The organism is Saccharicrinis aurantiacus, assembly GCF_001660705.2.
In the GTDB taxonomy this organism is placed as follows: domain Bacteria; phylum Bacteroidota; class Bacteroidia; order Bacteroidales; family Marinilabiliaceae; genus Saccharicrinis; species Saccharicrinis aurantiacus.
This window is the reverse complement of sequence record NZ_LYBV02000023.1, coordinates 22,027-36,084: the sequence shown is the minus strand read 5'-3', so window position 1 is coordinate 36,084 and position 14,058 is coordinate 22,027. Positions and strand designations below refer to the sequence as shown.

The 14,058-nt window shown below is 33.6% G+C and carries 10 protein-coding genes; 4 read left to right on the top strand and 6 right to left on the bottom strand.

Going from position 1 to position 14,058, the window contains the following annotated elements; translation table 11 throughout:
* Positions 1-4: 4 nt before the first annotated feature.
* Entirely contained in the window at positions 5-775 is a 771-nt protein-coding gene (gene cdaA, locus A8B35_RS09440) for a diadenylate cyclase CdaA (protein WP_075602778.1), read from the top strand.
* A gap of 12 nt (positions 776-787) precedes the next feature.
* Here cdaA and A8B35_RS09435 read toward each other — a convergent pair whose 3' ends face one another.
* From A8B35_RS09435 to A8B35_RS09415, 5 genes are all read right to left on the bottom strand, one after another.
* Positions 788-1,639, bottom strand: coding sequence for a phosphatase PAP2 family protein (locus tag A8B35_RS09435; protein ID WP_075602777.1), 852 nt, complete (start codon positions 1,637-1,639; stop codon positions 788-790).
* The gene (locus A8B35_RS09430) at positions 1,632-2,825 is read right to left on the bottom strand and encodes a Pycsar system effector family protein (protein ID WP_075602776.1); all 1,194 of its coding nucleotides are present in this window, start codon (positions 2,823-2,825) and stop codon (positions 1,632-1,634) included. The genes A8B35_RS09435 and A8B35_RS09430 overlap by 8 nt, the downstream gene beginning before the upstream one ends.
* Before the next feature lie 17 nt (positions 2,826-2,842).
* Positions 2,843-6,448: a metallophosphoesterase gene (locus tag A8B35_RS09425; protein WP_075602775.1), complete on the bottom strand. Its 3,606-nt coding sequence runs from the start codon at positions 6,446-6,448 to the stop codon at positions 2,843-2,845.
* A gap of 73 nt (positions 6,449-6,521) precedes the next feature.
* A complete protein-coding gene (locus A8B35_RS09420) occupies positions 6,522-7,307 on the bottom strand; it encodes an SdiA-regulated domain-containing protein (RefSeq protein ID WP_075602774.1) in 786 nt (261 codons plus the stop codon).
* 135 nt (positions 7,308-7,442) lie between these two features.
* Positions 7,443-9,809, bottom strand: a complete 2,367-nt coding sequence (locus tag A8B35_RS09415; RefSeq protein WP_075602773.1) for a GAF domain-containing protein — start codon at positions 9,807-9,809, stop codon at positions 7,443-7,445.
* A gap of 231 nt (positions 9,810-10,040) precedes the next feature.
* Between A8B35_RS09415 and A8B35_RS09410 the strand changes: the two genes are divergently transcribed.
* Positions 10,041-10,898, top strand: coding sequence for a TIGR01777 family oxidoreductase (locus A8B35_RS09410; RefSeq protein ID WP_075602772.1), 858 nt, complete (start codon positions 10,041-10,043; stop codon positions 10,896-10,898).
* 39 nt (positions 10,899-10,937) lie between these two features.
* Positions 10,938-11,390, top strand: a complete 453-nt coding sequence (locus A8B35_RS09405; protein ID WP_075602771.1) for a GreA/GreB family elongation factor — start codon at positions 10,938-10,940, stop codon at positions 11,388-11,390.
* Between the two features lie 59 nt (positions 11,391-11,449).
* Here the strand turns inward: A8B35_RS09405 and A8B35_RS09400 are convergent, their stop codons facing one another.
* Positions 11,450-12,037, bottom strand: coding sequence for a hypothetical protein (locus A8B35_RS09400; protein ID WP_139314854.1), 588 nt, complete (start codon positions 12,035-12,037; stop codon positions 11,450-11,452).
* Positions 12,038-12,343: 306 nt separating this feature from the next.
* Between A8B35_RS09400 and A8B35_RS09395 the strand changes: the two genes are divergently transcribed.
* A complete protein-coding gene (locus tag A8B35_RS09395) occupies positions 12,344-13,930 on the top strand; it encodes a SulP family inorganic anion transporter (RefSeq protein WP_075602769.1) in 1,587 nt (528 codons plus the stop codon).
* The last annotated feature ends 128 nt before the right edge of the window (positions 13,931-14,058 follow it).

The window sequence follows — 14,058 nt, the reverse complement described above, 5'->3', positions numbered from 1 at the left end:
AATAATGACGTTTTTAGATATCCGATTTATTGATGTAATAGATATAGCTGCTGTGGCCTATCTTATGTATCGAATTTATAAGCTGATACGTGGAACTGTAGCTCAGAATATTTTTTTCGGATTATTTGCCTTTATTATTGTTTGGATAGTTATAAAATCTTTAAACATGCACCTGTCGGGGTCTATCCTTGATAATATTGTAAATGTTGGGGTTATAGCTTTAATTGTTGTGTTTCAGCAAGAAATTAGACGCTTCTTTTTGCTTTTAGGAACGCGTTATAATTTGGCCAATACTTTTTCTTTTGATAAACTTTTTAGCACCAACACTACAGGTGTGATGAATATTTATAACAAGCCCATCGTGCGTGCTTGTCAGGCCTTATCTAAAACTAAAACAGGTGCATTAATAGTTGTATCAAAAAAGGCCGAGCTTTTGGATTATGTGCAAACAGGAGAGTTGGTTAATGCAGTAATCTCCACACGAATATTAGAGAATATATTCTTTAAAAACAGTCCGTTACATGATGGTGCAGTTATTATTGCTCGTAATCAGATTAAGGCGGCAGGTTGCATATTGCCTGTTTCTCAAAGTATGGATTTGCCTAAGAAATTTGGACTGCGTCACAGAGCGGCTCTAGGAGTTACAGAATCAGCAGATGCGGCGGCTATTGTTGTATCTGAAGAAACTGGTAAAATATCTTACTTCTATGGTGGTAACATTAACCATGATCTATCTCCGGATGACTTAAGTGATTTACTAGCTAACCAGAGATAGAAATTACAGTTGTTATAACTTCAGCGCAAAACTTGCACCCATTATGCCGTCATTATATACGGGTAGAAGCGTGAATTTTTGTACATCTCTTTTGTGAAACTCAGGAACCAATATACCAGTTGCAGCACCCATTATTAGTCCCATAATTACATCCGTTCTAAAGTGCTTACCCGCTTTTATGCGATAATGGCCCATGGCAGCAGGAGGTATAGTTGCCAACGTGTAAATACCTGCTTTTTGCCAAGTATTTAAATTGTGGTAATCGGAATATACCTTGGCCATAAAAAAAGTAGAAATGGCAGTAGATGAAGTATGCCCGCTGTAAAACGAATTGCTCATGTTGCCGCCTGTTCTCGTATCCATTGGTAAATTGGTATTGTAGGTTAAGGGGCGAGGCCTTCGAACGCTAAATACCGATATTTGATGTAACATTGTACCTGCCAAGTGTGCTTCTCCAAACATGCCAAGTATATCTAACCAATCGCGCCTAATATCTTTATCTAAAAACAGTAGGGCAGTAGCGAGTATTGTTCCAGTCATTAGATTATCAGATATTTTTTGAGCTTTCTCATATCCAGTTTCTGAATATTTAAATACTTTTCGGTCGAATGCATTCACATTACTTTGATTTAGCTTTAAAACATCACTCTCGTTGAGAGAGGCATTTTTATCGGAAATACTATATAGTCGAGGCAGGGTGAGTAGACCCACCACAGATATTCCTATCTCAATTTTATGATGGACCTTATAAACACTTTCGTGATGTAATGAGTCCTTTTTTTGCGCAGCTAATGGTGTGCCAATTAATAGGATGCATAATATGGCAACGCTTATTCTTTTGTGATTTAATTTAATATTATCCATTTAAATGCATGCTTAGTATAAATATTAGAGATGAAGTGATGAGGTTTGCCCCAAAGCTAAAATAAGCAATTCGCAGGTAGAAGTACTTTTTTTTGAGGACCTTACCAAGGTGGTATAAGTCGCGGGTTAAACTTTTGTATAAATAAGATTTGTCTTTCATTAACTCTCCAACACCCCATTCATAATCTTCAATAGGCATGCGATGAAAGTTACCAAAGAATGCTAGGTTTCCTTTTTTATTTAAGATATCCTCTCTAGTAATTACACCTTCGGTTGTTCTGGGAACTGTAGCTACCATAGCTAATACAACGGTTAGTATGCAAAGGGTTAATAATACAATTCCGGGTATAATGAGCGATGGATTGGTACTGAATTTTGGAAATAATGTAGATAATATAATTGAAACAATAATTGCATTTACACTAATGAGTGTATTGGCTTTATTATCCGCAATCTGACTTAAGTTGGTGTGGTTGCGTAGCGTTACTCTAAAAAGTGTTTCTATCCCTCTATCAGCAGCTTTTCCATTATTTTTCTTTTTCTTCTTTTTGCTTGTCGATGCTATTTTTTTAGCTTCATTAAGCTCTTCATTTTCTATGGTCATTTCTTCAAGTTTCTTCAAATTTTTGTTTTTTCCTTCGCTAAAGGATTCTTGGGCAAAAGGTGTGTGATATTTATGCGTATTAAGAAATTTAATACATTCTTTTATCCACTTCTTTTTTGATATTTTTTTGTGAAGGTTAATTTCATTAAATAGATTTTCAAACTCTTCGTCTATATAAGTCTCTTTATGAAGGTGTGCCAAATCAGCATCAATAATTATTTTTTCGTAAATAGAATTAGGTTCTGATCCCCATCGAGTAGCTAGTATAAGCTCTTTAATTAATGGTATTTGATGGCTAGGATAGTTGGCTTTTTTAAGTTCTTCCTCAGCAAATTGAGCACTGTGCTCTTCATTCTGATGCTCGCCACATACATAAACGGCATCATGAAAAACGGCAGCCAGTTGAATTGCCTCAATATGTATATCATCAACTCCTTCAGTTTGAGATGCTATAGTGGTAGCCATTTCTAACACATAATTGGTATGCCCAATATTATGGTACTGCAAGTGCTCGGTACAATTGCTTAATTGTTTTTGTGCTACTATTTTAAGACAATCTTCTATTAATGGTGCGTATTTCATATGTGTCGATATCAAGGTTAAAATAAAAAGCTTGTACCAAAAGTAAATAAACTATTTTGCTCTGAAATAGAATAGGTTCCATTTAGTATAAACGAATCTAATATACTGATGAAGCCACCAAAACCATACGAGCTATTCCATTTTTCTTCAAGTATTACTGGTTTCCACAATTTAATAAAATCGGCATGGAGAATTATACCAAAGTCAAAAGGAGATATATAGTTGGGTACTTTAAACAAACTTTGTCTTATTTCTACATTCTGGAATAAGAAAGATTCTGCAGTAAAGCGATTTCTCTGTACTCCTCTAAAATTTTCAGAAGGATTAATATAGTTTGATTGATAAAAAGCATAATCGCCGAAGTTAGATTGGTAACCAGTGCGCAGGGCTAATGTAGTTTGTTTTGGCGTGATGTATAAGGGTTTAAAAATACTAATTTGTGAACTTAAGTTTACAAAGTTTACGTGATTGTTATCGATGCTTTGTTTCCATTCAGCGGCACAGTTAAAACCGAAACCTCTATGGGGCATTTTAAGGTTATCCATATTGGTAAACTCATAACTGATTTTCGGAGCTATGTAATTTTGCTGTTCAGTTTCCCAACTTGGCGAAATGTTAGTAGGTATTTTCTCAAAATCAACATACTGGTAACTAAGTCCGAATTTGAAACGATGCGCTTCGTTATCCGAGGCCAGTTTTAAGCTTAGGTTATAGTTATAGTTATTCATCAATGCGCTGTATTTTTTATCATCAAAATCGATATCAGTTTCATTTACATTATCGAAATTCATAAAAATATCCGGTAAGTTAATTTCAGCAGATCCATATAGATCAAACGGGCCTAATAATTCTTTGTAATCAAAATCGTAATAAATATTGTATCCATTAATACTAAAAGCTCTATTGGCTAGTATTCTATGGTAATATTTATAAGGTTCTTTTTTAAACCCTTGATGGGTATACTTAAACCCGGGGCCTATAAAAAAGCCATCGTCTTTATTGTATCCAGTTGATAAAAGAGGCACTGCTTTATTGTACTTAAAGTCTTTACGATCATAGTCGTATTCTTTATTGGAGCCCAAAAGCTTTACCTTTGTTTCTTTACTTTTTGTGAAGGCGTTTTTTCCTGTGTCATCATAAACGAGTGTATGCTTTTTTAGGCCAGATACTTTTGAATTATCAACAATTTTGTCTTTATCTGTTCCTGCAATAATTCTGACTTTTATACTTTTTTTACTGTTTCCTTCAATGCGATACTCGTCATACCCTTGCAGTCCGTAAATTCTGATTTCATCAGTTTCTTTCAAGTGGAAAGTTCTGTTGTAGTAAAGTTTATTTTTCACGGGTTTCCCTTTTTTACGTGGGTACATTTTTAAGGTGACGCTACCATCTTTATTTCTATTTACGCTGATGTAATCATCTTTAAAGGTGCCGTGAATACTTACCGTTTTTGCCAGTACATTATAATACTCGGTGGCAAACTCATTCAGTTTTGCACGTCGTGCTTTTAGGGTATTTATAATTTGTTGGCCATTTACATTAAAGCCCTCAGGAGGGAGTTCACGAATGGCTTTTTCAATAACTTCATCGCTAACATGCTCTTGTATATATTTGGCTTGGTTAATCCAATCCTCTTTAGAGGCTTCTGTTAAAAAAGCCCTATCGAAATAGCGTGCATTAAATCCTAAACCTGCTATATCTCGTATATCATCTCTGAAGGGTTGAAACTTGCGCAATAACCACTTTCTGTTTGAGATGGATAAAAGAGCCCCATCGTACTGGAAATAGGCTTGATCTCTGTCTCTAGGGATAGCTCTGTATATAGTTTTATCTCCTTCTTTAAAAGTGGCCCATCGCCACTGGTCATCATGCCTATCCCAATCACCTATTAATATATCAAATAGGCGAGCCCTTACCATATATTCTTTATCTACCACGTGAGAGTACTTTCCTTCTAATGCCTCTATGGCATCGGAATAGCTAATCACATGTTCCGAATTGCCAAAATTATCCCATGCCGACATGTCTTTGTCGGGTCTTTCTTCAAACAAACAAAACATATCACCAAACTCCTCCATGTAGGTTCCTAAAACCGAATCTTTGGGCACATACACCAACTTTGGCTTTGTGTAATATATATTGGCAGCCTCTGATAAGGTTGGGATAGTAACTGCTGCATATGGATGCGATCCTGCCATTCCATCATAAAGTACATCTTGTGCGATGGTGCCTCTAAGATTGCGTTCTATAAGAAACATAGAGTTCTTTTTTACTCCTCTTAAGGCGTACTGATAACCATCTGCACCTTGCATTCTGAGCGATATAGTCTGTTGCCCGCCTCCTTTTTTTATCGGAGTTAATCCTCCTTTATCATAGTTAATATCTAAATAAGGAATCTTAACAGGTGTAGTCCATACATCTCTGTTTAGATTACCAAACCAAATTCTTTTAAAGGCCGATGCATCGTATTGAATGTTTGGTGTTACGGTTTTAAACTCATCTTTATAAGATGTATTATTGTTAGATATGGGTTCCAAATTAATTTTCACTTCATCTTTATACAGCATTGTTTGATAACTAGGGTTGATGCTATCGTTTACCGTTAAAAATTGAAGCCAAACATTACCATCTGCGTAGTAAAGAAGTTTGGCATATCCTTTTTCAGCTAAGGCAAATTTACACTTGCTGTTATTTGTTACATGTGATGTTTTACTACCAGATCCGCTTATAATATGATGTACTGTTCGTTGCTGATGGTATTGTAAGTTGTGCTCGTGCCCAGCTATGTATACCACATTATCATATTCGTACAGGGCTTTTGTTAGTTGGTTCACCATATCCTGATAAACAGGGTTGGGTATATCTTGGGAGTGCCCAATATATTTACGATAATAAGGATAAATACTACCAATAACAGGCAATGGAATATAGGCATTGGGAGCCGCATGTGTTAAAGGGAATAAATGATCTTTTGCAGTAAAGTGCCCGCCATGTTCTCCATTGCTATATAAAGGATGATGCGCAGCTACAATAATGTGATGATTTCGGTATTTCTTGAGTTTATCTTTTAAAAGAACCATAAGTTCTTCTTCGTTCCGGCAATCGCAATTATCTTCTAATCCAGTAGAGCGTTCAAAGCGATGTACCCACCATTGGGTATCAATTACAATCATTACCAAGCCAGGCGCTAGCTTAACAACCTCAGGGCCGGGACAGCCATTCTTTGGCAGAAATGACTTTTTCGAACCTAAATATTCAGTTACATATTTTTCTTGACGCTTAATTGCTTTTAAGCCTTTGTCGCCATACCTATCCCAATCGTGATTGCCAGGTATGAATATAGCATCACCTTCGAAATTAGTAACCACATTAAGTTGTGCGTTTAACCTAGTTTCATCTTCGGCTCTATGCTTACTTTTCTTTTTCCTTAATCCTTTGGGATAAATGTTATCTCCTAAAAAAATAACCCCGCTTTTTTGCGCATCATAGTTTAGTAAATCTTTTTTCACAAGGTTTAAAACCGGCATAGATTGCGTGGTATCTTCGCCTGCATCGCCTATCATAAATAAAGTATATATAGGTTCTTCAGTGGGTAATTCGTTAATTTGTGCTTTAACAACCATGCTCAAAGTAAAGAGCAGAATATATGTGAGCGTTTTATAATACATATGTAATTTCAGATTTAAAACAAGTGTTTTACTCTACTTTAAATTTTAGTAGGGTAGGTTTTGTTTTTCTTTTTTCGTTGCTGATATATAGATCGCCATTACTGCTAAACGAGATGCCTTCAGGTTGGTGAAAAAGCGAAGGCGCTAGGTTTTGTGTTTTTAGCACATCTCCCTTAGGAGATAACACCATTAGCATTTTTGAGCGGGAGCTTAATACGAAAATTTCACCATTGGGATGAATGGCTATACCCGAAGGCCAAAACTTTTTATAATTCTTCTCTTTTTTGATTTTGAAGATAGGTGATTTGTGATATTTATTTTCAGAGATATCAAAGCCATAAATGAAAATATGGTCTCTTTTATCCTTGTTGCCATGAGTTTTACATGCCACTAATAATTGATTGTTTTTTCTGTCGTGGCATAAGCCTTCAAAATCGAATTTCCCTTCCTTTTTAAAGTGATATGATGTTGATTTATTATTTTTATAGATATGTATGTTTCCATTACTTTCAAGTACGTATATTTTTTGTTTGTATAAGGTAATGCCTTCATAATCTCCCTTTTTACCGAACTTTTTTGTTTTAAGAACTTTACCATCAATTTTGCGGATGTAATAGATTATTCCTTCTTCATCTTGAATTGCAATAAGTTCAGATTTAGATATGGAGTGTAAGCCAGATATCTCATTAAGCTCAGAACCAAGAGTCAAAGTCTGATCAGGTTTATTTAAATTATAAACAGAATTTTGAGCATAGCACGCGATTAAAGTAAATGATAAAACAATTTTTATAGAAATTACTTTATAGAGTTTCATTGTTTATTAGTTGTTATAATTCTATATAGAACGATATTTTGAAATAACTTGAAACACCTTATGCCATGTTCTATATAGAAACGGTATAAAGTGTTTGTTTGTTCAAGAGTTTGCTAGTCAGTAATTAAAGTGATATTAGATGCCCGTTTGTAATAAATCGAACCCTTCTATCTCAGCAGATTTTGAACAGTTGAAATTTACTTCAATACGCAGGGCATGTAAACCAGCTGCTCCTTTTAAATCTTCCAAATCTAAATATTCAATATTATCGGTTATAAAGCCTTGTGATATTAGGTAATCTATGAATTTCTGGTACTCATTAATTTCGCTCGAGTGGGAATAAATAATGGCTATTTTACCAACTTGGGTAATCCTTTCGTTGGAGCCTTTAATGAGTGCTTTATCTATACGTTTTTTAGTTATCTCATACCTGATATTATATGTGCCTGCCACATCAAATTTCTTTTCATCTTGGCGAAATTCAATACTTAATGGGTTTGAGTGCAATAAAATGAGTTGGGTAATATCTAGTTTTGTTTTTAGTTTAGGTTGCAGTTGTCTAATGCTCCGTGCTACCTTTACTTTTACCAAAAGCTGCCATAATCGTAGGTTAGATAAATAGATGTCATTATAATCAATATCTTGCACTAGCGATTGACCAATATACGCATTGTATTCTATGCCGTCGGTTCTATATTTTTCAAAATAATGTGGGAAAACTTCCTGCGATTTGGCTTGCTCTGTATCAATAATCTCGCTTACAGTATCATTAATTAAAGTAACACTATCTTCAAAGTCTTTTCGTTTTTTATAAAGTATACCTAGTTCAGGGTCTAAAATATCAGTATAAGCTTTTATGGGTTCCTGCATATCTTTAATGCGTACCTTAAGAATATCAAGAATAGGAGAAATCTCAGTCTTCATAAATTCTACAATACTTACTTCATCTCCCGAATTTAAACCTGATTCTACCAGTTTTATGTTTTGCTTAATTTTGAAAATTAGGTCGTTAACAATAGGTATAGTTTTGTATTTTCCAAACTGAACTAATACGCTCTCAGCCATTTGTAGTTGTTCTTGTAAATCACTCTGAATGGCTTTGTTTCGCTCTAAAGATGAACCTTTAATATCAGACGCTCCATACAGAGGAAGTACATCTTGGAAAATAATAGGCTCGCTAGTTGTCGCGCCATCAGTTTGTTTAGCTCTTAACATTTGAGCTGCAACTTCTCTGAAACGCCAGAGTACAGTTGGGTGAATTGCTGTAAAATTATTTTGAATTATAGCCTGTAAGGTATCATCCCATTCTTCACGTGATCGCTTTAAGGCCAAGGCAAATATTGGAAATACCTCGTGCAACCGCATTATTTGAAACATGCTTAATGTTTTTGGCGATTGGCAAGCAAACTCCATCATGCCAATTACTTCGTTATCTAACAGTAAGGGTGTAACAGCATGAGTTCTTATTCCTAGTTCAATAAATTGCCTGTTTACAGGGTGTTCGTCTTGAATGTTTTGGTAATCACTTACAAGCTGTATTTTTTCAGTTTTAATGGCTTTATCATATATACTTCCTTGAAGTTTATGCTTGTCAAAATCAGCTTTGAGAATGGTGTTTCGCCAAAGGTTATTTTTCTTACTATTTGCCTGTAGATTCGGACGGGCAGAAATACCGAAAAACAGTTGAGGGTTATCAATTAGCACTCTTACTTTATCGGTTATTTTATCAAACCCTTTGTTAGAAAGAATTGTGTCCTTATCAATTAAATCCGATTTCAGCTCAGACATCACATAATCATGCGTTACATTTATATATCTGGAATGGATAAATCCAGAAAACTCGAAATCCTTTAAAGGGATTTTTTCATTCCAAACAGTGAAATCAGTTGCATTATCAAAAAGTTCATGAATGTCATCTTTGCTTAGAGGCTGAATTTTATTCTTAGTTTTTACTTTAAGATGTTTTAAATTAAAATGCTTAATATAAAATCTTTCTTCACCTGTATTTTTGTTGTACACTTTAAAAGTGAAGGGTACATCAGTACTAAAATCGAAATTATAATAGGTTTTTAGTACCGCAAGAAATGCCTGAAATATAATAGCAAGCTTTTCTTGATCTTTAGTGAATTTTGTGGCAAATTCTAGTTCCAGATTATCGTTTGAAATTTTTTCGTGATAACTACTGTTTGCGAAAATAGGATTATTTTCAAACGGCGTATAAATAGCTTCTGGTCCAAAGTCATCGCTATTGGGTATTATTACAAACGACATTAGTTGTTGAATAATTTGCGCGTGCTTTCGTAATAGCTCTGGTTTAATGCTATCTGCTAGTAATTCTGGAATGTTATTTACTCTTTCGAGTACATCGCTAGCATTCAAATAATAAGGGTGATTTTTTTTGTTACTTATTTCTCTCAATTCTTCAATGAGAGGAATAAGACTTAGAGAAACCTTAAAAGGGATCTCTTTATAATTGCATATAAATTCTTTTTCTACATTCATTAGGCTAACCTTCTTACGGAGTATTAATGCAAAAATAGAAATGAAACATTATTCAATTTTTAAATATCTACTCAAATGGAAAAATAAGACAATAAAGCTGATGTTTACTAGTTTAAACAAAACAAGCAATTATAAAGTTTAGAGAAGAAAAGTAATATAGTCTCATTGATTTCATTGATTTTAGATAATTCTAATTATTTTGGAAGGGTAATATTTAGTAATGCTATTTTTATGAAAATTTGCTTAACAGGAGGTACTGGGTTTATTGGTTCAAGGGTGAAATCTTTTTTTGAACATAAGGGTTTTATAGTTGAAAATGTGACACGAGCTGACATAAAGAGTTCAGTTGAGAGTTGGAAGCATAAACTGGAAGGTGCGGAAATGTTAATCAACTTAGCTGGTGCTCCTATATATAAGCGCTGGACACCTGCATACAAGAAAGAAATACTAAATAGTAGAATTGAAACTACGCTTAAATTATTAGAGGCTTTTAAGCAAATTGAAAATAAACCTTCCCTAGTTTTATCTGCGTCTGCTGTTGGTATATATGATGAGTATGAAATTCATGATGAATTTTCAGATCATTTTGGAACTGGTTTTTTGGCAGATGTTTGTAAACAATGGGAGACGTCTATTGCAAGTATAGCAACAGAAACTACTCGTTTGGCTATTCTCAGAATTGGCGTTGTATTAGATAGTGGCGGGGGCGCTCTTGCTAAGATGTTGCCTTCGTTTAAAATGGGAATGGGTGCGGTTATAGGCAGTGGAGAGCAAGCTTTTCCTTGTATACATATTAGCGATTTTTTATCAGCCATCTGGTTTCTTTATCAGAATGAGGAATCAAGTGGTATATTTAATATGGTTGCACCAGATATTGTTTCAAATAAATATTTTAGTAAGAAATTAGGCGAGGTACTTCATCGACCTGTATTTCTAAAAGTACCTCAGAGTCTTTTAAAACTAGGATTAGGAGATGGAGCTGTTGTACTTACTAAAGGGCAGAAAATAAAACCTACTAGACTCACAAATTCAGGTTTTTCATATCAGTTTCCAAGTGTAAATTCTATTTTGCAAGATATACTTAAGTAATTAGTTTTGTGCTTTGGTTGAATTTGATTTAAAGATGTAATGCAAAATATAAAAGCTGAATTAAAGACTATAATTGGTAAAATCTTAAATGATAAAATACTTTCATTAAGTACTGAAATTATCTCATTGAAAGAATCAAGAGATAGTGATTCGAAGAGTAGTGTGGGAGATAAATATGAAACGTCTCGTGCTATGGCTCATATTGAAATAGATAAACATGAGCGGCAGTTGAATACTACTAAACAGTTGGGTAATGAAATGAATAAAATAAACCCATTAAAGATTTCAGAAACTGTTGAATTTGGTTCTGTGGTTTACACAAGTAATGGTAATTATTTTATTGGTGTAGCACAAGGTAAAATAGATTTGGACGGAGAATCATTTTATGCTATTTCGTTAGCATCACCAATAGGTAAAGCAATGTTTGGGAAAAAGATTGGAGATGAAATTGCTTTTAATAATCAGAATATTATTATTATTAAAATTAGATAAAACGAATTATGTGATGTTTATATATTGATAACATAATTCGTTTTTCAATTTTAATTCTTTTAATTAGAGATAGTTGCAAGTTTATTTATTTCTTCTTTAGAAAATAAAGCTATAAAATTATCAATTTCTTGGGATGATGAAAAGCTAATGTTGTACCCCTCTGAATTGACAAACCATTTATCAGATGATGCTAATTTTCCTGTATTTAATGTTAAGCTATACTCCTTGTTTTCTTTGATACTATAATGGAACAGCGGATGCAAGCACGATTGATATTGTCTTAAGTTTCCGTACATAAAATATCCTTTAACTTTACATCTTATTTTAAGATCTCTATCAATAGAAGCTATATTTTTATTAGCATATGTATTGTTCAGTTTCTCGTATTGCATTTTAGCTTTAATTAGTGCATTTACAAAACGATCTACTTTTTTAAGTTCAATAATAATACCTCCATTCTTTTTATGAAGATCGTTTGAAGGTAATGCAATACATAAAATAGAATCTTTATTTAAACCCTCAAGAAGCATAATTGAGCAACCTTCTTTATTGTAGAATTGTTGAGGGTGTTTTTGTTTAACTTGTGCAAATCCAAAAATAGTAATTGTCCAAAAACAAATAGTTAATACGGTAGTTTTAGTTGTCATCTCGAAACAGTAATGTGAAAAAAAATAATTTACTATACGCATCTCAAACTGCGTAAAGCTAATAAAAGCCGCAAATGTAATATTATGCAATTATGTATTTTGTTTACTTTGATAGATGCTCTATTAGACAAGTTAAATGTTAGGTTTTATTTGATTATGGTACCAAGTAGCTAATTCTTACTTAAGTTTTGGGTTATCTATTTAAATATTAATTCTAATATACTAAAAACATATCTATAACCATAGTTGTTAGTGTTTTAATTTAGATGTAATAGATTTTTATTAAACCTTAATTTTTAAAAACATATGAAGAATAATTTCTTTTCAACTTTCAAGAATGATTTACCAGCAAGTATAGTAGTTTTCTTTGTTGCACTGCCCCTTTGTTTAGGTATTGCACTAGCGAGTGGAGCTCCTCTTTTTTCAGGCCTTATTGCTGGTATTGTTGGAGGTATTGTTGTTGGTAGCCTCAGTGGCTCAAAAATTGGAGTAAGTGGGCCTGCGGCAGGTTTAGCTGCTATTGTATTAACCGCTATTGGAACCCTTGGTAGTTACGAGAATTTTTTGTTAGCAGTTGTTTTGGGTGGACTTATCCAAATGTTATTTGGGGTTTTAAAGGCTGGTATTATCGGTTATTATTTTCCATCTTCTGTTATAAAAGGAATGTTAACCGGAATAGGTATAATAATTATTTTAAAACAAATTCCTCACTTCTTTGGATATCATGGCGCTCCTGAAGGGGATTTTGCTTTTTTTCAATTGGATGGTGAAAATACCTTTTCTGGAATATTTAAAACCATTGATTATATTAATGTTGGTTCTTTAGTTATAGGTTTAGTTAGTTTGGCTATCCTAATTTTGTGGGAAACAGTTTTGACAAAAAAAGCCAAAATATTTCGTATTATTCAAGGGCCACTAGTTGCTGTTGCTGTAGGTATATTATTTTACTTAAATACAGATTCTATATTAAACTTGCAGATTGCGAGTAGTCAAATGGTTTCTGTACCTATTCCTGATAGTGTAGATTCTTTCTTTGGACAATTTAGCTTCCCGAATTTTAATGCAATATTTCAGCTGGATATATGGATTGTTGCTTTTTCAATAGCTCTTGTGGCTAGTTTAGAGACATTACTATGTGTTGAAGCTACGGACAGGTTAGATCCACACAAAAATGTTACTCCTACAAATAGAGAGCTCTTGGCTCAGGGAGTTGGAAATATTGTTTCAGGAATGGTTGGTGGTTTGCCAATCACACAGGTAATTGTTAGAAGTTCTGCAAATATTCAGTCAGGGGGACGAAGTAAAGCTTCAGCTATAATACATGGAATCTTTCTTTTATTGTCGGTAATGGCAATTCCTGGCTTATTAAATATGATTCCTCTATCTGTTTTAGCGGCAATATTATTAATAGTGGGATATAAACTGGCTAAACCAGCATTGTTTGTTAAAATGTTTAAGATGGGTTGGATTCAGTTTGTTCCATTTTTAATAACTATTATAGGAATTGTATTTGTTGATTTATTAAAAGGAATTGGATTTGGGTTAGGAGTAGGCATTATTGTTATTCTGATAAAAAGTTACCAAAATTCACACTTTCTACATATTGAAGAAAAAGGCCCTACCCATAATAAACTGAAGATGACACTTGCCGAGGAGGTAACCTTTATTAATAAGGGTGCTATTCTTGTTGAGTTAGATAGTATACCAGAAAACTCTTTCTTAGAATTAGATGTGTGTAAAACCAAATATTTAGATAATGATATTATTGAGATTTTAGAAGATTTTGGTTTAAAGGCCCGTGAAAGATCAATAAATATCAAGTTAGTTTCGCAAAGGGGAGTAGTTGAAAACCCAGAGAGTTATATTGATTTCTTTAAAACAGCCATAATATAATTGTATAGTATTATAATCAAAAAAGGGGCATTAGCCTCTTTTTTTGTGTTTAATAGTTCCATCAAAATGGGATTCTCGGGAGAAACATGTTCAAAATTATTACAGAGAACATTGCATATACCTGTAAA